Annotated in this window: 18 protein-coding genes; 9 read left to right on the top strand and 9 right to left on the bottom strand. The window is 60.6% G+C overall.

Going from position 1 to position 19,578, the window contains the following annotated elements:
* Positions 1 to 505 precede the first annotated feature (505 nt).
* On the bottom strand, positions 506 to 793 hold the full coding sequence (locus FJ398_01440) for a DUF2249 domain-containing protein (protein MBM3836618.1): 288 nt from the start codon (positions 791 to 793) through the stop codon (positions 506 to 508).
* Between the two features lie 419 nt (positions 794 to 1,212).
* Between FJ398_01440 and FJ398_01435 the strand changes: the two genes are divergently transcribed.
* The 6 genes from FJ398_01435 to FJ398_01410 all read left to right on the top strand — a co-directional run bounded on the left by FJ398_01435 (position 1,213) and on the right by FJ398_01410 (position 8,853).
* Positions 1,213 to 2,103: a helix-turn-helix domain-containing protein gene (locus FJ398_01435; GenBank protein MBM3836617.1), complete on the top strand. Its 891-nt coding sequence runs from the start codon at positions 1,213 to 1,215 to the stop codon at positions 2,101 to 2,103.
* A gap of 177 nt (positions 2,104 to 2,280) precedes the next feature.
* On the top strand, positions 2,281 to 4,230 hold the full coding sequence (locus FJ398_01430; protein ID MBM3836616.1) for a PAS domain S-box protein: 1,950 nt from the start codon (positions 2,281 to 2,283) through the stop codon (positions 4,228 to 4,230).
* Positions 4,227 to 4,700: a response regulator gene (locus FJ398_01425; protein ID MBM3836615.1), complete on the top strand. Its 474-nt coding sequence runs from the start codon at positions 4,227 to 4,229 to the stop codon at positions 4,698 to 4,700. The genes FJ398_01430 and FJ398_01425 overlap by 4 nt, the downstream gene beginning before the upstream one ends.
* Before the next feature lie 293 nt (positions 4,701 to 4,993).
* Entirely contained in the window at positions 4,994 to 6,052 is a 1,059-nt protein-coding gene (locus FJ398_01420) for a response regulator (protein ID MBM3836614.1), read from the top strand.
* Positions 6,049 to 6,741, top strand: a complete 693-nt coding sequence (locus tag FJ398_01415; GenBank protein ID MBM3836613.1) for a response regulator transcription factor — start codon at positions 6,049 to 6,051, stop codon at positions 6,739 to 6,741. Before FJ398_01420 ends, FJ398_01415 begins: the two co-directional genes overlap by 4 nt.
* A 210-nt stretch (positions 6,742 to 6,951) precedes the next feature.
* Positions 6,952 to 8,853, top strand: coding sequence for a GNAT family N-acetyltransferase (locus FJ398_01410; protein ID MBM3836612.1), 1,902 nt, complete (start codon positions 6,952 to 6,954; stop codon positions 8,851 to 8,853).
* A gap of 72 nt (positions 8,854 to 8,925) precedes the next feature.
* On the opposite strand, the gene FJ398_01405 is transcribed toward FJ398_01410, so the two are convergent.
* Positions 8,926 to 9,327: a hypothetical protein gene (locus FJ398_01405; protein MBM3836611.1), complete on the bottom strand. Its 402-nt coding sequence runs from the start codon at positions 9,325 to 9,327 to the stop codon at positions 8,926 to 8,928.
* Between the two features lie 100 nt (positions 9,328 to 9,427).
* Here FJ398_01405 and FJ398_01400 point away from each other — a divergent pair, with 100 nt between their 5' ends.
* On the top strand, positions 9,428 to 11,017 hold the full coding sequence (locus FJ398_01400) for a hypothetical protein (protein MBM3836610.1): 1,590 nt from the start codon (positions 9,428 to 9,430) through the stop codon (positions 11,015 to 11,017).
* Positions 11,018 to 11,470: 453 nt separating this feature from the next.
* Here the strand turns inward: FJ398_01400 and FJ398_01395 are convergent, their stop codons facing one another.
* The 4 genes from FJ398_01395 to FJ398_01380 all read right to left on the bottom strand — a co-directional run bounded on the left by FJ398_01395 (position 11,471) and on the right by FJ398_01380 (position 14,592).
* The gene (locus tag FJ398_01395; GenBank protein ID MBM3836609.1) at positions 11,471 to 11,680 is read right to left on the bottom strand and encodes a hypothetical protein; all 210 of its coding nucleotides are present in this window, start codon (positions 11,678 to 11,680) and stop codon (positions 11,471 to 11,473) included.
* Complete coding sequence (locus FJ398_01390; protein MBM3836608.1) at positions 11,677 to 11,925, bottom strand: hypothetical protein; 249 nt, start codon at positions 11,923 to 11,925, stop codon at positions 11,677 to 11,679. Before FJ398_01390 ends, FJ398_01395 begins: the two co-directional genes overlap by 4 nt.
* A 228-nt stretch (positions 11,926 to 12,153) precedes the next feature.
* Complete coding sequence (locus tag FJ398_01385) at positions 12,154 to 12,594, bottom strand: hypothetical protein (GenBank protein ID MBM3836607.1); 441 nt, start codon at positions 12,592 to 12,594, stop codon at positions 12,154 to 12,156.
* A gap of 18 nt (positions 12,595 to 12,612) precedes the next feature.
* The gene (locus tag FJ398_01380; GenBank protein ID MBM3836606.1) at positions 12,613 to 14,592 is read right to left on the bottom strand and encodes an efflux RND transporter permease subunit; all 1,980 of its coding nucleotides are present in this window, start codon (positions 14,590 to 14,592) and stop codon (positions 12,613 to 12,615) included.
* A 1,568-nt stretch (positions 14,593 to 16,160) separates the two neighbouring features.
* On the opposite strand from FJ398_01380, the gene FJ398_01375 reads away from it, so the two are divergent.
* Together FJ398_01375 and FJ398_01370 are read left to right on the top strand one after the other, a co-directional pair.
* Entirely contained in the window at positions 16,161 to 16,403 is a 243-nt protein-coding gene (locus FJ398_01375) for a type II toxin-antitoxin system HicB family antitoxin (GenBank protein MBM3836605.1), read from the top strand.
* Positions 16,400 to 16,594, top strand: a complete 195-nt coding sequence (locus tag FJ398_01370; GenBank protein ID MBM3836604.1) for a type II toxin-antitoxin system HicA family toxin — start codon at positions 16,400 to 16,402, stop codon at positions 16,592 to 16,594. The genes FJ398_01375 and FJ398_01370 overlap by 4 nt, the downstream gene beginning before the upstream one ends.
* Positions 16,595 to 16,621: 27 nt before the next feature.
* On the opposite strand, the gene FJ398_01365 is transcribed toward FJ398_01370, so the two are convergent.
* From FJ398_01365 to FJ398_01355, 3 genes are all read right to left on the bottom strand, one after another.
* Positions 16,622 to 17,614 (bottom strand): efflux RND transporter periplasmic adaptor subunit, encoded by a 993-nt coding sequence (locus FJ398_01365; GenBank protein ID MBM3836603.1) that lies wholly within the window; start codon positions 17,612 to 17,614, stop codon positions 16,622 to 16,624.
* Positions 17,611 to 18,915: a TolC family protein gene (locus FJ398_01360; GenBank protein MBM3836602.1), complete on the bottom strand. Its 1,305-nt coding sequence runs from the start codon at positions 18,913 to 18,915 to the stop codon at positions 17,611 to 17,613. The genes FJ398_01365 and FJ398_01360 overlap by 4 nt, the downstream gene beginning before the upstream one ends.
* Before the next feature lie 225 nt (positions 18,916 to 19,140).
* Positions 19,141 to 19,518: a hypothetical protein gene (locus FJ398_01355; GenBank protein ID MBM3836601.1), complete on the bottom strand. Its 378-nt coding sequence runs from the start codon at positions 19,516 to 19,518 to the stop codon at positions 19,141 to 19,143.
* Between the last annotated feature and the right edge of the window lie 60 nt (positions 19,519 to 19,578).

The following is a 19,578-nucleotide window of genomic DNA, read 5'->3' as shown; positions in this document are numbered from 1 at the left end:
GAGCCGGACCTGGCCAGCCGGCACGATATCGGCGCCGTGCCGACGTTGCTCCTGTTCAAAAGCGCGCAAGTCATTCACGAAGTCGTGGGACTCGCTTCGCTGGGATGGATCGAGGCTGTTCTTCAAAAGGCGATCGCGGCTCCCGAAAAGCGAGCCGCGGAACTCGCCCTCGGTTAGAAAGTTCGTGAACCGGCTTCATGGGCATGAACTTCGAGGGAGACGGGGTGCGCTCAATCAGGAGGCCTTAGGGTCTGTGCAAAAATAAATTCCGGTTTTGGCGGGAGCGCCGCCCCGCCCCGGAGGGCTGGGGCGATTTCGCTTTCTGGCTTCGTTTCTCCTCAGTCGCAGAGCGAACGAGCAGCCGCCCGGAGGGTTTTCGCGCCAAAGGCCGCCTGGCTTCGTTGCTCCTCAGTCGAAGATCCAGGGAGGATATTCTCCTTCGTCGCGCCTCGCCATCCGGCCTTTGGCGCGAAAACAGGACCCCGCGGAATTTTCGGACACGCTCTTAGGCCGGGCGGGGCGCGGGCGATTGGCCAGAATTCTTGGGAGAATTCCGATCAATCGCCGCGCGCGAGAATAACACCTCCCAGGTACCAGTTCCCGTTCGTCGAGACTCATGCGAAAAGCCTTGTCGCGCCAGAATGGAAAACAGAGGAAACGGTTCAAACGGCGCGATGAGTCGCAGCGCTTCATCCGGGGACAGCGCCCGGACCGTGCCCAGGATCTTCGGCAGAGGTTCGACCCCGCTTCGGATGTCCTCGCGCACGTCCAGCGTGACAACTCGTTTTCTCATCTGCGGGCAGACTAGAACGATTCTTCAGATCGTGGATTGATGCAGATCAACGAAAACACGAATCGAAGAGACTGACGGTAGGGCGAGCATGTCCCCAGCGAGCCGAGTCGGACGTGTTCCAAGCCCGTCGAGTGGCTCGCCGGGACGCACTCGTCCTACCTGGCTCAGAGAGTGATCATTCACGTGGACATCGAGAAAGCGCTTGATCCTATTCGTGTCGATTTGTGTTCATTCGTGGTTCCCGACTGAATTGTTACGGCTAAGGAATTTCCTTAGCCCTGCTAGGCGCGCGCGCCAGACCACGATTGGGGCCGCGCCCAATTGTCGTTTCCCGCGTCTGTTCGTATTTTGTTCGCATCAAACAAAATCGGGTGAACGAAGTTTGGCAATGACGCGCCAGGAAGCGAAAGAGAACGAACATGAATAATAACAAAGACAGCTTGATTGAAGCTCTGAAGAATTCGCCGATCTATCAAGACTACGAACGCGCCTTCAGTGAAACCACCGGACTGCCCGTCGCTTTGCGGCCCGTGGAATCGTGGCAATTGCCTCATCACGGCCGGCGCAAGGAGAGCCCCTTCTGCTGGCTCGTGGCCCAGAAGAGCCGCGCTTGCGCCGCGTGCCTGCAGGTGCAGCAGAAGCTTTCCGAAACCGCCACCCAGCAGGCCCAAACCGTCATCTGCCCTCTGGGTTTGTGCGACACCGCCGTGCCGGTCCGCCTGGGCGATCGTTTGATCGGTTTTCTCCAGACCGGACAGGTGTTTCGCAGAAAACCCACCGCGGCCCAATTCGACCGCACGGTCAAGCTGGCTCGCGACTGGGGCGTGGACGTCGATGCCGAGGAACTCAAGAAGGCCTACTTTGGCACGCGCGTGCTGGCCGCCAAAGAATACGACTCGATGGTCAAACTGCTCGTGATCTTCGCTCAACATTTGTCGATGGTCTCCAATCAGATTGTCGTCCGGCAAGGCAATGCCGAGCCTCCCGTCGTCACGCGCGCAAAGGAATTCATTCAAGAGCATCAAGGTGAAGAACTCTCGCTCGGCCAGGTTGCGAAGGCCGTCAACACCAGCACATTTTACTTTTGCAAGATGTTCAAGAAGATCACCGGCCTGAACTTCACCGATTACGTCTCGCGCGTCCGGATCGAGAAGGCCAAGAATCTTCTGCTCAATCCCAACCTGAGAGTGAGCGAGATTGCCTACGAGGTGGGCTTTCAGTCCCTCACCCATTTCAACCGGATGTTCAAGCGGATCCTGGGGTTATCGCCGACGGAATATCGCCTGCAACTGCCGGCCGGGGCACGGTGAAACTCCCCACGAACGTCCAGGTAGGGCGAGCCCGTCCCCAGCGAGCCGGACGAGACGCGTTCCACTCACGTCGAGCGGCTCGCCGGGACGGACTCGCCCTACATTGATTGGCGCCTCGACATTGACCAGGCCCTTGAGTATCTGGTCGCAATCGACAACGACGCGCAAACACACTGGATGCCCGGTCTGCTGAAGGCACGCCCCGTGGAACGAAGACTGGCAGTCGGACTCGGACTGGGACTGTTGCTCCTGGCTGTGGCTGGAGGGTTTTCACTCTGGAATGCCCGCCAGCTTGTCGAAACGTCCCGCTGGGTTTCCCACACGCACCAGGTGATCGGGGTGCAAGAGGAGGTGCTGGTCCGGTTGACCGAAGCGGAGAACGGGCTCTTCGGATACGTCGTGTCGGGAGACGAACGTTTTCTGGCTCCCTTCCTCACGGCCACGAACCGGCTCCCGCAATTGCTGGCGGAACTGCGGCGCTTAACCCAGGACAATCCGGGCACTCAGACTCGATTGGACAAACTGCAGCCGCTCATCCAGGAGCGCCTCAATTTCATCCGCGACCGCATCGAGCTTCGGCGGCGCGAAGGGCTGGAAGCCGCGGCGAGCCGGATTCAGAAAGGAGACGCCCGGCAAGTCATGGAGGCGGTTCGCCGGTTGGTCGAAGAGATGACCGAGGAAGAGCGGCGCCTTCTGAAAGTTCGCAGCGACTTGTCCCGGACGCGCGCCAATCGCACCATCTTGATGGATTTGAGCTTCGGCGTCTTCAGCGTGGGGCTGTTGTCCAGCGTGTTTTTTCTGTTGCTCCGGGAGAACGCCCGGCGCCAACAGAGCGAAAGGCTTCTCGCGAACGAAAGAGATCTGCTGGAAGAGCGGATTCGAAGCCGCACCGCCGACCTGACGCGCGCGAATGACGCCATGCAACGGGAGTCCGAAGAACACAAGCGGTCGGCCGTTGCTTTGCGTGACAGCGAAGAACGGCTCCGGGCCATTGTCAACACCGCGGTCGAGGGCATCATCACCATTGACGAACGCGGGATCATCGAGTCCATGAATTCGGCGGCCGAACGAATCTTTGGCTTCATCGCCGCGGAGGTGATCGGAAAAAGCGTGAGCCTCCTCATGCCCTCGTCTTACCGCGAGGAGCACGATCGTTATCTCGCGAATTACCACCGCACCGGCCAGGCCAAAATCATCGGCATTGGCCGGGAGGTGGTTGGCCGGAAAAAGGACGGAACGGTTTTTCCGATGGATCTGGCCGTGAGCGAAGTTCGCCTGGCGGATCAGCGGCTGTTCACCGGCTTTGTGCGCGACATCACGGAACGCAAGCGTGCCGAAGAACGCCTTGCCGAACTCGCCCGGACGCTGGCGGAGAAAAACAAAGAACTGGAAACGATCGTGTACGTCGCCTCCCATGACCTGCGCTCGCCGCTGGTCAACATCCAGGGATTTAGCAAAGAACTGGCGCGGGCCTGCGAGAAAGTCGGTTCGCTCCTGGCCGGCTCCGGAAGCTCCGCCGTCAGCAAATCAGAGTTGGCCGCCATCCTGGCCGACGAAGTGCCGGAAGCCATGCAATACATCCAGGCCGGCGTGAGCAAGATGGACGCGCTGTTGTCGGGGTTTCTCCGTTTCTCCCGGATGGGCCGGGCCGCGTTGCGGATCGAGCCCCTGGACATGAACGCGATGTTCACGAATATGGCGCGGACGATGGAATTCCAGCTCCAACAGGCGGGCATGGCCTGTCATATCGATCCGCTGCCAAACTGCCTCGGCGATGCGACCCAGATCAATCAGGTCTTCTCCAATCTGCTCGACAATGCCGTCAAATATCGCGCGCCGGACCGGCCCGGGAGCATCCACGTTTCGGGCCGTGCCGAAAATGGCCGATCCGTTTATGCGGTTCGCGACACCGGCATCGGCATTCCTCCCGAACATCAAGACAAGATTTTCGAGATTTTCCACCGGCTGAACCCGAGCCACGGCGAAGGCGAAGGGCTGGGACTTACTATCGCTCAGCGCATCCTGGAGCGGCAGGATGGAAAAATCCGGGTCGAATCCGAGCCAGGGCGCGGCAGCGTTTTTTTTGTTTCCTTGCCTTCCGCCCCAAACTCAAAGGATAAAATATGACTATGACGAAGGAAGTGGTGATCCTGATCGCCGATGACGACGCGGGACACGCCCGGCTCATCGAAAAGAACCTGACCCGCGCCGGACTGCACAACCGGATTGAACGGTTCGAAGACGGACAACAGATTCTCGACTTTCTCCTCGAGCGGGGTTCGGGACGGAAACGCGAGCCGGATACGCCGTACCTGTTGTTGCTGGACATCCGGATGCCCAAGGTGGATGGCATTGAAGTGCTCCGGCAGATCAAAGCCGACTCGGAGCTTCGCAAAATTCCGATCAGTATGCTCACCACGACCGATGATCCGCGCGAAGTCGAACGGTGCCATGGCCTGGGCTGCAACAATTACGTTGTCAAGCCGGTCGATTACGAAAAGTTCGCCGAAGCCGTCAAACAACTGGGCCTCTTCGTCAGTCTGGTTGAAGTGCCGGAAATTCGCGCCAAAGAAACTTCAAGCGACGCCGTCATTTAGCCACGGCCGTTGAATCGACGAATGAATCTGGAATGGATTTCTGATCTTCTCCGTCTCTTCCCTGCGAAGGGAGGTAACTGTCAGTCGAAATTGGGGAGCACACGCGCCCTCGCGTGTTTCGACCGGCGCCTCGCCGGTCGAAACGGAGGCTCAGACGGTCACGAAATAGTGAATGTTTGATGGCACTCCTGTGGTCGGCGAGGGCGCCGACCACCGCACGCGAGGGCGCGTGCGCTCCCCATCGAAAACTGAATACAGACAGCTAAGCGGCAGCATTCCAAGTATTGGCGGTTATGGAACGAATCGAATCGCCAGCGACGATTCTCATTGTGGACGATGACCGGGGGCTTCTGCGCCTGATCGAAAAGGCCTTGCGGCGCGAGAGATTTGCCACGGTGACGGCCACGTCCGGCCAGGAAGCGATTGCCTGGCTCACCCAGCATCGGCCCGACCTGATGCTGCTCGACTTGAAACTGCAGGACATTGACGGGAAGGATCTGATCAATCATCTGGAGCAGTTGAATCGGTCGGTTCCCTTCATCATCATCACGGGCCAGGGCGACGAACGCGTGGCCGTTGAGATGATGAAACGCGGCGCCCTCGATTACCTGGTCAAGGACGTGCGGTTCCAGGAATTCGTTCCGACCGTGGTGCAACGGGCTTTGCAGCAAACGGAGAAAGACCGCCGGCTCGCGGCGGCGGAACAGGAACGCCAGCGGCTCGAACAGCAAATCGCTGACATCAGCCATCAGGAACAACGGCGCATGGGCCAGGATCTGCACGACGGCCTTTGCCAACACCTGGCCGGCATTGAACTGATGAGCCAGGTCCTGGAACAAAACCTCACGAAGAAAGGACGGCCCGAAGCCGCCCAGGCCGCCAAGATCGCCCAGCACGTGCGCGAGGCCATCGCGCAAACCCGCATGCTCGCCCGCGGGCTGGCCCCCATCGAACTGGAGTCGAACGGGCTGATGTCGGCCCTTCACGAATTGGCGAGCAACACAGAGAGACTTTTCCACGTGACCTGTCAGTTCGAGTGCGATCCGCCGGTGCTGCTGCGCGACTACGCCGCGGCCACGCACCTGTACCGGATCGCGCAGGAAGCCATCAGCAACGCGATCAAACATGGCAAACCGGGCCGAATCGTCATTGATCTGGTTTCGGAAGGCCCCATGGGCCGTCTGGCGATTACGGATGACGGCGCAGGTTTTCCCAAGACTCCGGACGCAAAGAACGGAATGGGCTTGCAGATCATGAGTTATCGCGCCAGCACGATCGGCGCGAAACTGGAAGTTTCGCCGGCGCCGGGCAAGGGCACTCAGGTCGTTTGCACGTTCAAGATCGGTCTATGACCCAAAAAAAGAATTCCGCGGCGTCTCCCGGCAAGAAGCGCATTCTCATCGTGGATGACCATCCCATGATGCGGCAAGGCCTGGCTCAGCTCGTGGGCAACGAGCCGGATCTCGCGGTTTGCTGCGAGGCCGAGAACGCCAGCCAGGCGCTGGAAATCGTCGCCAAGACCAGGCCGGATCTGGTGCTGGCCGACATTGCGCTGCCGGACAAGAGCGGTCTCGAACTCATCAAGGATATTCAAGCGATTCGGCCCGGCCTGGCCATCCTGGTGATTTCGATGCACGACGAATCGCTCTACGCTGAGCGCGTCTTGCGCGCCGGCGGACGCGGTTACATCATGAAACAAGAAGGCGGCCGCAAGTTGATGGAGGCCATCCGGCAGGTCCTGAACGGCCAGATTTACGTGAGCGAGAAAATGTCGGCCAAGATCCTGGAAATCTTTTCCGGCCGCCGATCCGACGCCGGCAGCTCGGCGGTGGGAAATCTGAGCGACCGCGAATTCGAGGTCTTCCAACTCATCGGCCAGGGCAAGAGCACGCGCGAAATCTCCGAGCGCCTTCACATCAGCGTCAAAACCGTCGAAGTCCACCGCGTGAACATCAAGACCAAACTCAAGATCGCAACCGCGTCGGAATTGATCCGCCACGCCGTGCGCTGGGTGGAATCCAACGGCGCGGGGCAAGTCTGACTTTTTCCAACCGCGGATTACACGGATCACACGGATAAAGAAGTGAGTGACCGGACCAGCGAGGTTCCTATCCGTGTTCATCCGTGTGATCCTTGGTCAAAGTCTCCGTGGCGGATTCCTTGCGGCCCGCGCCGATGGCCAAGTTCGGTCGGAGCCTTGCCAAAATCCGTGGAGCCGGTCCAATCTCGCTGTGGAACTAACTAACAAACCATGAACTGGACTACAGCAGAAGCCGCGCTGGCTCATGTGCGGAGCGGGATGCGAATCTTCGTCGGTTCGGGCTGCGCCACGCCGCAACGCCTCGTCGCCGCGCTGGCCGCCCGGGGCCCGGACGTTTTCGATGTCGAAATCGTCCACATCTTGACCTTTGGCGAGGCGCCCTACGCCAAGCGAGACTTGCTCGCCAATTACCGCCACAACGCCTTTTTCATCGGCCCCAACGTGCGCCAGGCCGTCAATGAGGGCATCGCGGATTACACACCGATTTTTCTCAGTGAGATCCCGGCGCTCTTCCGCCAGAAGAAACTCCATCTCGACGTCGCGCTCGTCCAGGTCTCGCCGCCGGACGTGCACGGCTTTTGCAGCTTCGGCGTCTCGGTCGATGTCGTGAAGGCCGCGGTCGAAAGCGCGAGCTACGTCGTGGCGGAGGTGAATCCCAACATGCCCCGGACGCTCGGCGACAGTTTCGTGCATGTGTCGCAACTCAATGCCATGGTCGAAAGCGCGCTGCCGATCCTGGAGCACGCCGTCGAACCGCCTTCTCCGGAAGCGCTGAGGATCGGCGAATTCATCGCGTCGCTCGTCGAAGACGGCGCCACGATCCAGACGGGCATCGGCGAAATTCCCAGCGCGTTTCTGTCCGCGCTCATGGACAAGAAAGACCTGGGCATGCACACGGAGATGTTCACGGAAGCGATCGTTCCCCTGATTGAGAAGGGCGTGCTGAATTGCCGCCAGAAAACGCTGCTCGCCGGCAAGATCGTCAGCTCGTTTTGTTTCGGGACGCGCAAGCTTTACGACTACATCCACGACAACCCGCGGTTTGAATTCCGTCCCACGGAGTTCACCAATGATCCCTTCCAAATCGCGCGCAACCGCCGCATGGTCGCCGTCAGCTCGGCCATTGAAGTGGATTTGACCGGGCAGGTGTGCGCGGATTCGATCGGGGACAAATTCTACAGCGGGTTCGGCGGCCAGGTGGATTTCATCCGCGGCGCGGCCCGGAGCGAGGGTGGCAAACCGATCATCGCCCTGCTTTCCACCGCGAAGAACGGCGCCTTCACGAAAATCGTTCCCCGGCTCAAAGAAGGCGCGGGCGTGGTCACGTCGCGCGCCGACGTGCAGTACGTCGTGACCGAATACGGCGTGGCCAGCTTGCACGGCAAAAGCGTGCGGGAACGCACCCTGGCGCTGATCCATGTGGCGCACCCGAAATTCCGGGACGAATTGATGCGCGAAGCGCGGGCGCGTCACCTGGTGCACCCCGGCCAGATCGCGCTGCCGGCCGGCTTGCAGCCTTATCCGAAGAAATATGAAACGAGCGCAGCCTTCAAAGGCGGGCTGAGAGTCTTTTTCCGGCCCGTGCAACCGACGGACGAGCAGTTGCTCCGGGAACTTTTCTACTCGCACTCGGAGCAGACGATTCTGCAACGCTACTTCGCCCTGATCCGCCATTTGTCTCACGAGCAGGTGCAAAAATTCGTCACGCTGGATTACCGGAGAGACATGGCCATCGTGGGGCTGATTCCGTTTGAAGGACGGGAGCGGATGATTTGCGTCGGGCGTTACATGGGGGACGGCGCGGCCAACGAAGCCGAGGTCGCGATCACCGTTCACGATGACTATCAGCATCGCGGCATCGGGACATTCCTCCTGCAGTACGTGAGCAAGGTCGCTCTGGAGAACGGGATCACCGGCTTCACGGCGGATGTGCTGGCGGACAACCACGCGATGCTGCGCGTCTTCCACAAAGTGGCGGGAAAAATCGAGACCAAGCTGGAAGCCGGCACTTACCATCTGCGGTTTGAGTTGGCGTCCGTGCACTTCGGCCCCAAGCTCGCGCCGCCGGCTTCGTCCCCCAAGGAGCCGGGAGCGCGGGAGAAGAAGCGATAACGCAGCCTGTCCTGGGAGCGCCAGCATCCCTGCCGGCGAGAAGGTACTGAACCGATTTCTTGACCACGGATTTCACGGATTTCGCGGATATGGTAGCGGTCTGATCCGTGTGATCCGTGTAATCCGTGGTCGAATCAGGTTCGTAAGAGAATTCGTCCATTCAGTCAGATGGGGAGCGCACGCGTTCCAGATTTCCCAGAGGATGCGCTGACCCTGGTATCGCTTCGCGGCGGCCGCGGCCCAGCGCGCGAATGCGGCAACACTCTCCGGGTGCTGCGGTGAGGCGACCTCCCGCTGCTCCTGGCCGGTGATCGGATTCTTGCTCACGACCGTCTCCTCGTATAACCGGTTCGAGTAATCGAGAATGTAGAGCGCCCGAAGACCTCGTTTCTCCAGGTTAGCCGTCAATTCGTCGTACGGGGCCCAATCGTACTCGCCCGGCTTGCGCTCGATGCCGCCCCAGAAGAAATCCATTCGGACGAACTTGAAACCCGGAAGACAATCGGAATGGCACTCATTGATTCACGTCAATGGATCGGCTGCACGTGAGCGCTTACTCTGGGCTGGAAGTCTTATGAATCACCTCCTGTCTCTCATTCTCGTGACCACCGTTTTCTGCGGCATGGCCCCATCGGCAGCCCAAGCCGCTGCCAGCGCCGCGGACGACCCGCCCCTCTGGGAACTCGCGAAGGCCCAAGAAGCCACGCACCGGTTCTCGACGCTCTTCACTGCGCAAGACGTGCGCAACCATTTGTCCCGTGACGAGGGCTTCCACGCGGCCATCGACTGGTGCAAGCGGACCGCCATCACGAAGGTCTATCTCGAGTCTTTCCGGGACGGTTATCACGCGGAGCGGGATGCGCTTCAGAACGCCAGGGAACGGTTCCGCGAAGCCGGATTCGAGGTCTCCGGTTGTGTGACCACGACCCAGGTGGGCAAGCCTTCCACAGGATGGAAACCCATCTCCTGCTTCACCGATCTGGCCACGCAAGACAAACTTCAGTCGATCTTTGAATTCACCGCCGGCCTGTTCGACGAAATCATGATCGACGATTTCTGGTTCACCGACTGCGCCTGTCCCGAATGCGACGCGGCTCGCCGCGCAAAGTGGGTGAAGGTCGGTGACAAAACTTATCCGGTGAACGCTGAAACCTGGGAAGCCTACCGCTGCGAACTCATGGTGCGTCTCTCCCGCGACCGCGTGCTGGCCGCCGCGAAGCAGATCAACCCGAAAGCCCGGCTCATCATCAAATACCCGCAGTGGTACGATCGCTTCCACGAACGCGGCTACGAAGTCGTGCGCGAGACTGCGGACTTCGACCGCATCTGGGTGGGAACCGAGACGCGTGATTACGCCGACAAACGTTGGGGCGGCACGGTCCAGTATGAGGCTTACTTCATCATGCGGTGGCTGGGCGGCCTCGGCGGCGACAAGTGCGGCGGCGGCTGGTACGACTGGCTGGGCACCACTGAGCGGACCTATCTCGAGCAAGCGCGCCAGACGGTGCTGGCCGGAGCGCGGGAATCGATGCTGTTTTGCTATGGCGGTCTCCAGAGGGATACGGGACCGCGCAACGTCGAGGCGTTGCGCGCAAACATTCCCGAACTGTGGAGAGTCGCAAAGGAGGTTCGGAGCCGCGAAACCATCGGCCTGGCCGCGTACAAGCCGCCGAACAGCCATCCGGAAAACGAGGCGCGCGTCTTTGATTTTGTGGGCATGCTGGGATTGCCTCTGGCGCCCTGCCATGAATTCCCCGCCAACGCCCCCGCCGCTTTCTTCTCGCTGCACGCGCTGAAAGACACGGACTTCGCGGGCAAACTCGCGAAATTCATCGCGGACGGAAAACCGGTTCTGCTCACCGACGGTCTGGCCAAGAAGCTCGGCGACAAGGTCAAGTTGACGGCCACGAACGTGCGTATCCTGCCCTTGCAGGGCGATCCCAAGTCATTACTTCGCCTCTCGCAAGAGGACTTGAACGCCCTCCGCGAACCGCTCTTGCGTCCGTTCAAGCAGTCCCTGCAAGCGCCGAATCAAGTCGCGCTCTATTTGTTCCGCGACGACAGTTGGGTCATCGAGAATTTCAACGATGCGGAAACGACCGTCACGCTGAACGGCGAGCAAGTCACCGTCGCTGCGCGGGAATGGATTTGTCGCTGGCGGTAGCCGCTGAGGCGGCGCAAAGGGATTGCTGAAGCCATTTCAGAAAATGGTAGGGCAAACCGAAATGAATCCTGTCTTTCGGCTCGGCCGGTGCATCGTGTTCTTCCCAAGAGTAACCAGCCTGAAGCAATGGCTCATGCAGCTTCTTGACGGTGTGTTCAGGCGATGGGACTCCCTCAGTCTTGCGTGCCGAAGCGGGATGAAGCGACGACCGGCGTTGGCTGGATCGCGAAAGGGCATGTTGCCCCTCCCAACGGTGCTGCGGTCCAACCACTGAACCGGTTGAGGGTTGAGAGTTGAAGGTCGAGAGGTAAGTCGCCGCCCGCCGCCCGCAGCCGTTCCGCCGGCCGCCGCACCCGCGGCTTGTTGGCCTGGTTGTGGCTCAGGAAAACGTCGTATTGGAATGGATCGGGCATTCGCGAACGGTCGAGTTGGAGCGGCAAGCAGGGACGTGAATCAGAACTCGAAACCGAGTTCCTTTTTGACGGTTTCCCAGTCCGTGCCGCGCTTGCCTGCGTTTCGTTTCTTCGCACGAGCCAGTTCACGGCGGTCGTCGAAGTCCTCAAGCGTATCGCGCAGTTCGCGCAGGATGGCCTTGGCCTCACGGATCTGGCGATCCAGGTCTGGGCGGCGGCGGGCCGTGCCCTTCATGGTGGCGGTGCTCATCGGTAAATGTCCTTTCTGGGGCCGAGCGTATAGATCACGATGTGTTTGCCGATCAATTCAAACAGCACGCGATGATCGCCTACATGCAGCCGGTATTGGTTTTTGGAACCCTGCAGCTTCTTCACATCGCCGCTGGAATCCTGTTGCAAGCGATGGAGCCGATAGCCGATCTCGCGACGGATGTCTTCCGGCAAGGCCCTCAATCTGGTCTTCGCCTCGTCTTTGATTTCCAGCTCGTACGGCATGGCAGTGCTCAGGCAAGCAGAGTTCGATAAACTTGGCGATTCTCAAATCAACCACAGCGAGCACAAAGAACACAAAGATTGATAGGCCTCTATAGTGAAGGACCGATTCATCCTTGGGTACGGATGGCGCTGATCGTTCCACTTGTTTCCTCTGTTTGCTCCTGTTAACCCAACCGATTCTGGCGGATCAACGCTCACCCTTCGCTCCTGCCGCAAGGACTGCCAGGTTCACTCATCGCAAATGCAGGCGTACTCGGCGCGTTTGCAGCCGGCGCAGGTGCTCAGGTCCAGTTTGAAGCGGTGGTTCTGAGGTTTCGATTCCGGGGTCTGCTTGAACTGCACCACCAGGTTGTAGCCGTCGCCGGCAGGCAGCTTGGCCTTGCTGACGAGCACGTCGCCCTTCTTCTCGAACTCAAGCTTCGTTCTGCCGGTTTTCGCCTCCGCAATCACCGTGACCACCTGCGTGGCCACGGGCACGAGCTTCAACGCGGCGTCGTAGAACGTGATGGTGACGGTGTGATCTTTCTCCAGGAAGAACTCGGCGCGCGGCTCGGTTTTCTCCAGGAACCGTCCGCCCTTGGGTCCGCCGAGGTGTTTCTTGTCGGCGGCATTCACCGTGATCAATCCGGCGCAAAGCACGCCGGCCAATATGAGGATTATGCGTTTCATAGCATTTCTGATTGCGGATTACGGATTACGGATTACGGACTTCCCCTCCAGCCACTCGTACAGAACGGGCAGCAGGACCAGCGTGAGGAAAGTCGAAGAGATGATCCCGCCAATGACGACGGTCGCTAGCGGACGCTGCACTTCGGCGCCCGCTCCGGTCGAAAGGGCCATGGGCACAAAACCGAGGCTGGCCACGAGCGCCGTCATTAACTTCGGCCGAAGACGCGTGAGCGTGCCCTCAATGACGGCTTCCCGTATGCTTCGGCCTTCGCGGCGGAGCTGATTGATGAAGCTGATCAACATGATTCCGTTCAGCACCGCAATACCGCTGAGCGCGATGAAGCCCACGCCCGCGCTGATGGTGAAGGGCATTTCGCGCAGCCACAGCGCCAACACGCCGCCCGTCACAGCCAGGGGCACGCAAACAAAAACCAAGGCCGACTGACGGACGCTCCCTGAGCTCATGTAAATCAAGAGGAAGATCAAGATCAGCGCCAGGGGAACAATCAACGCCAACCGCGTCTGCGCCTTTTGCAGGTTCTCGAACTGTCCTCCAAATTCAAAATAATAGCCGGGCGGGAGCTTCACCTCCGCGTTCAGCCGTTGCATCGCTTGGTTGACGAACCCTTGCAGATCGCGGCCGCGCAAGTTCACGAGCACGGCGGCTCGCCGCTGACCGGCCTCGCGTGTTACCGCGCTCACCTGCTCCATCATATTGAAACGCGCGAGTTGTCCGAGAGTGAGCAAGCCGCCCTCGTCCGCGCGCACGGTCAAACGCTTCATGACTTCGATGCTGCGGCGCGCGTCTTCAGCGAGCCGGACCACGATGGGGAAACGCCGGTTGCCTTCGATCATCGTGCCCACTTCCGCGCCGGCCAGCGCCGCCGCGATCACCCGGTTGAGCTGTTCGGTCGGCAAGTTGTAACGGCGGAGGGCCTCACGGTCCGGACTGATCTCCAGCAAGGGCGAGCGCCCGAACGCATCGAATTCCACGTCGCTCTCTGGCGCCAGGCTTCGCAACAAATCGCGAACTTCGGTGGCGATGCGTTCCAGTTCCCGGAAATCGTCCCCGTAAATTTTCACCGCGATATCGGCGCGCACGCCGGCCATCATTTCGTTGAAGCGCATCTGGATCGGCTGCGTGAAAAGATAGGTCTGGCCTGGAGCGTGGACCGCGAGTTCGCGCCGCATCAATTCGATGAGCTGTGCCTTCGTGATCGGGTGCCCGTTCGTTTTGCGCCATTGGCGGCGCGGTTTGAATTCCACGTACGTGTCGCTCACGTTCGGCCCCATCGGATCGACCGCGATCTCGGCGGTGCCAATCAAACCGAAGAGATGTTCGATTTCGGGAAACCTCTCCAACAACAGCTTCTCGGACTTTCGCTGCAACTCGGTGGACGCGTCCAGTCCGGCGCTGCTGCTGCGGATGAATTGGAGCAGCATCGTGCCTTCGTCTAGTTGCGGGATGAATTCCGCGCCCAGCCGCTGAAAAACCCACAGCGACGAAGCGAACAACAGCAGCGCCGCCACCAGCACAAACCGGCGAAACCTGAATGCGAACTCCAGCGCCGGCGTGTAGAGCGCCTTGACCCAGCGAACGAGCCAGGTTCCTTCCTCCTGGGGAGCCTCCCTGTTTTCTTGATCCTCGAACTGACGAGATTCCCCCTCTCCCGTCCTGCGGACACCCTCTCCCCCACTGGGGGAGAGGGATGGGGTGAGGGGGATCGTTTCGCGGAGAGCTTCCTTGGTTTCAGAACCCTGCTCACGGGCCCTGAACTCGGTAGGGCGAGTCCGTCCCGGCGAGCCGCTGGACGAGCTTGGAATACGTCCGAGTTGGCTCGCTGGGGACAGGCTCGCCCTACCGGGTTCAGCGGAGCGAACTTCAGACTGCGGCCGCACGCGCAGAAAGAGCGCGCAGAGCACGGGCATGAGCGTCAAAGCCAGCGCCAACGAGCCGGCCAACGCGAAAACAACGGTCAGCGCCATGGGCCGGAACATTTTGCCTTCGATCCCCACCAGCGCCAGAATCGGCACATAGACAACGGTGATGATGGCTACGCCGAAGAACATCGGATGCGCCACCTGCTTCGCTGAGTAAACGACTTCGCTCAGCCGTTCGCCGGCGGTGAGTTCGCGTCCGAGCTGCCGCTGCTTTTGGGTCAAATGGCGGACAATATTTTCGACCATCACCACGGCGCCATCGATGATGAGGCCAAAATCTATCGCGCCCAGGCTCATGAGATTTCCCGACACGCGGCTCCCCACCATGCCGGTGACCGCGAAGAGCATCGAGAGCGGGATGGCCAGCGCAACGATGCACGCGGCCCGCAGATTGCCGAGCAGGGCAAACAGCACCGCCACCACCAGCACCGCGCCTTCGAACAGATTCAGCGCGACCGTGTGCAGCGTGCGGTTGACGAGATCGGACCGATCGTAAAGCGGGCGAACGACCACGCCCGGCGGGAGTTTCTCCTGAATTTTCGCGAGCTTCTCCGCCACGTCTCGCGCGACGATGCGGCTGTTGCCGCCCGCCAACATCAGCGCGCCGCCGATAACACCTTCTTCCCCGTTCACCGTGGCCGCGCCGGTGCGGAAGCTCGACCCGATGCCGATGTGGGCCACATCCTTCACGAGCAACGGCGTTGACCAACCCGCGAACTTGAGCGGCAGGTTTGCAATCTCGTCCGCCGTGTTCACGCGATTGTGCGCGCGAATGACGACTTGCTCGCCGCCGATTTCGACCAGACCACCACCGACGTTCTGCGTGTTTTCCGCCAGCTTGCGCGCCAGTTCGTCCACGGTCAGGCCCACGCCCGCCAACCGCGCCGGGTCCGGCGTGACCACGATTTGCCGTTCGTATCCGCCGGAGGTGTTCACCGCTGCAACGCCCGGCGTCGCCCGGAGCAGTGGGCTGATGACGTATTCTTGAAGTTGTCTTAGCGACATCAGCTTTTCCTGAACGGAAAGAGAGCTGGAGTGTGGGAGTGCTGGAGTGCTGGGCTGAGTGGCAGCGGGGCTCATTCCATTACTCCAATGCTCCGACACTCGTCTCGGATCCGCGGCGAACTCGACTGCATAATAGAAGATTTCGCCGAGCGCCGTGCTGATCGGCGCCAGCCGCGGCTGGAGCCCGGGCGGGATCATTTCCGCCGCGCTCAACAACCGCTCGCTGACCAGTTGCCGGGTGCGGTAAAGGTCCACGCCGTCCTCGAATGTCATCCGCACTTGCGACAGCCCGAACTTCGACAGGGAGCGCAGTTCAATCATGCCTGGCAACCCGGCCATCTGGCTTTCGAGGGGCAGCGTGACGAGTGTTTCGATTTCTTCGGGCGCCAGCGCCGGAACCGCGGTATTGACCAGCACTTGCGGATTCGTGATGTCCGGCACCGAATCAATCGGCAGCCGTGTGGCCGACCAAACGCCCAAAGCGACCAGCAGTCCCGCCGCCAGCATCAGGGCAGCGCGATGCCGCAGTGAGATGTCAATCACGCGGGAAATCATGCTGGCTGCAGAATGGCAGATCGGCAGGGCTTGCGACTGACACGCGCGTTGGATAAGATGGAGGCATGAGAAAGACAGCTCGGCCGCAAGGAGCCTCCCGGCATTTTACGGCTTTGGTGCAACGAGACGGCAAGTGGTTCGTCGCTTACTGTCCAGAGGTTCCAGGTGCCAACGGTCAGGGCCGCACGAAGGCCGAGTGTCTCGCCAGCCTGACTGAAGCCATCAGACTCATGCTCGAAATCCAGGAGGAGGAACTTTTGAGCTTCACTCGAAAAGGCGCGGAACGCCACGTAATCACGGTGGCATGAAACGCCGCGAACTTCTGCGGCATTTGCACGAATACGGTTGCGAGTTTTACCGCGAGGGCGGCGAACACACCGTGTGGTGGAATCCCCGGACACGCCGGAAAGAAGCCGTGCCCCGTCATGCCGAGATCGGCAGGAATCTCTCCCGAAAGATTTGCCGGAATCTTTCCGTCCCTGAGCCGCGAGGTGCTTAAGTTGACGCATTGGACACTTCCTCAGCCTCACTTCCCCTTCGGCGGCATCACGCAGCACGCTTGTCCGCCTTTGACGGCTGCGAGCTCCGTCAGCCACAGCGACAGGACGGGGTGCTCCACCACCTGGTCGCCGGCGTAAAGGCCCTCCTTGATTTCGACGAATTCGGCGTCGGCCGCGCCCACTTTGACGGCCGCGCGGATCAAGTGCTCGCCGTTCACCGTGTAAACGGAATAACCGTCACTGCACTGGACCAGCGCAGCGCGCGGAATCGCAGTGACCGCTTCGGCTGAATCCACCGTGGCGAATGCCCTCAGAAATGCCCCGACCAGAATGGTGAGGGGCTGTTGGCTGGCCGGAGCCGTGGGGGTGTGAATTCCCGATCGATCACTTGCCGGCACTTTTCCCCTCACCCTGACCCTCTCCCCAGGGAGAGGGAATTGTCCATGCCGCTCCGGATCAACCGGTCCCGCGAGTTCCTGTCCTGCGCTGGAAATGGTGCTCCCTCTCCTCAAGGGAGCGGGCTGGGGTGAGGGGGAAGGAGGCGATTGATCCCGCGGGACATGATTATCAACCTCAGAGAGGCCCTTCCGGATCTCAACCAGCACTTCGACTAGGCCGGACGCCTTGCTCAGCGTGTCGTTCACCGCGATGATTTTGCCGAGGGCCTCTGTGGCGTCCTCAATGCGCACCTGCAATGATTGGCCCGGCTTCAGCCGCTGCGCTTGCTGGAGCGCAACCGTGCCGCTTGCCAGGCAGTTTTTGTCGTCGGACCGGTACACGCGCAACGGCACCTCAACGGTCGTGGAAATCTTCCTTTCCGTGACTTCAACGATTTTCAAGCCGAGTGATCGGCGTGTGTCCTCAGGCACGAGCAAGCCTTTCTTCGCGCTGAACTGCGGACCGAGCGCAACGGCATTTTCCTCCGCCGGCACCGGGCTGCTGGCTTCTCTTCCGCACGCGGCCAGCATAATGACAAGCGCCATGGCGGCTGTTCTTGCCAACTCCAGCACAGGTTTCACGGTTTCTCCTCCTTTGCGGTCGCCATCACCAGTGAGAGCGGAGAGCCGACGAGCAGCTCCAGTTGCGCCGCCGATTCCAGCGCCTCTTTCTTGGTGTCGAGCAAGCTTTCGACGGCTTCCAGGTATTGCTTCTGCAACTCGACATAGGTGGAAATCGGCACGGCGCCGAGCCGGTAATGGCGGTCGGCGAGCTCCGCCGCATCTTTGAAATGCTGCACGGCATCGGGCCGCCAGCCAGCGATTTCGCGCCGTTTGGTCTCGTAGGTCAGCGTGGCTTCGAGCACCTTGCGTTCGATTTCGCGTTGCACAACCAGGTAGGAAGTCTCCGCCTGGGCCTGACGCGCTTGAGCCGCCTGGATGTTGCCCTGGTTGCGATTCCAGAGTGGGAACGGCAAGGAAATCCCCACGCCGATAATCCGCTCGCGGTCGCCCGCCTTTTCCACCGAATAAGACGGGCCGATGCTCAACGCGGGAAAACGCTCGTTTCTGGCCAGCGCCACGCGGAAACCCTGTTGCGCCAGTTCCGCGGCGCGCAAACGCAACTCGAAGTTGTTTGTGCGCGCGAGAGTCAGCAGGGTCTCGGCCGCTTCGACCGCGCGGAAGGAGAGGTTCGTCTGCGCCACGGACAGCGGCAGGCCCAGCGCCCGACCCCGCAGTTGGTTCAATTCCAGGAGCGCGGTTTGCGTGGTGAGTGCCGCCTGAGTGGCGGCACGTTGGGAGATCAACTCGCCAGCCTCAATGATGCGGAATTCCAGGAGCGGCGTCAGTCCCGCGGGGTCGCGCTGCACCAGCACTTCGCGCAACGCTCTGAAACGGTCTGCAACTTCGCGAGCCGCCACGGCCTTTTTCTGTACGGCGAAGAGCGTGTAGGCCAAAATGCGCATTCGGGAGGCCAACGCGGCCTTAAACCGTTCGAAGCCAAGTTCCGCCAGCTCAACGTCACGGTTGGCGATGGCTTTGCGCAGCCCGATGCGTCCGGGCCACTCGAAGGGCTGAGCCACGGACGCCGACCACGCCATGCCTTCCGCGCTGAAGCCGGGGCCGCGCAAAGTTTTTTGCCCGGCCGATGCGGCGATTTCGGGATTCGCCCACTGCCCGGCCGTCTTGAGTCCGGCTTTGGCGGCCGCGACTTCGGCTTGGTAGAATGTGAGTTCGGGATTGTTTTGCAACGCCTCCACGACCAGCGCGTCGATCGTCACAAGGTTGGTGTTGGTTGCGGAGCCTTCGGCAGCCCAAACCTTGAGAGCCGCGCCGCCGAGCATAGCCAGGCCCATCCATTTCCCCAAAAGGCATCGTTTCATAAGCAGACAAAATCAAACCGTCGTTGAGTGAATCTTTGTGGCGACCCAAATCGGTCGTGTCCGAACAAAGCAATCCGGTGTGGAATTGCAGGAACGTGTCTGTGAATTCAACGCCCTTGACTGCCCGGGCCGCGAGGTGCTTGGGGAATCTCAAATTTCAAATTTGAGATTTCAAATTGACCAAGACCCGCCTCGGGGCGACCGCGATGAATTCGCAGACGGGTTTCAGGAAACGATGGAAGGCGCTCGCGGCGGCAAGGCCGCGCGTTCGAAGAATTGCCAGGATCGGGGAAGTTCAGGGGGCGCCGTGGACGGAATTCTGAACTTTGCAAGGCGGAGAGGCGCGGGTTCGCAGAAGGACGCCGCCATCGGAGCGGCCATCTGGTTGAAAGCCGGGACGACCACCACGGCGTTCTCCTCGGTCTTGTAGCGCGCAGATTCGATGACCTGGCAGCCGTCTTCGTCGCAGTCCGATTCCGCCGGGGTTTCCGTCTCGCATTGGAGGAACTCCAGGCCCGGAACCAGCTCCAATTTGCAGTGCACGCTGACCGGCGCCCAAAAGGCGACGAGCAGGAGAGCCAGGGTGGTCTTGATCCGGCGCACGACAAAACGGTATTCACGGGCTCAAACTTTGCAAACTTTAATTGGTTTTGCCGGGATCGC

The organism is Verrucomicrobiota bacterium (genome assembly GCA_016871535.1).
Lineage (GTDB): Bacteria > Verrucomicrobiota > Verrucomicrobiia > Limisphaerales > SIBE01 > VHCZ01.
Note: the sequence above shows the minus strand (reverse complement) of the source record. Positions and strands in the feature narration are given on the sequence as shown.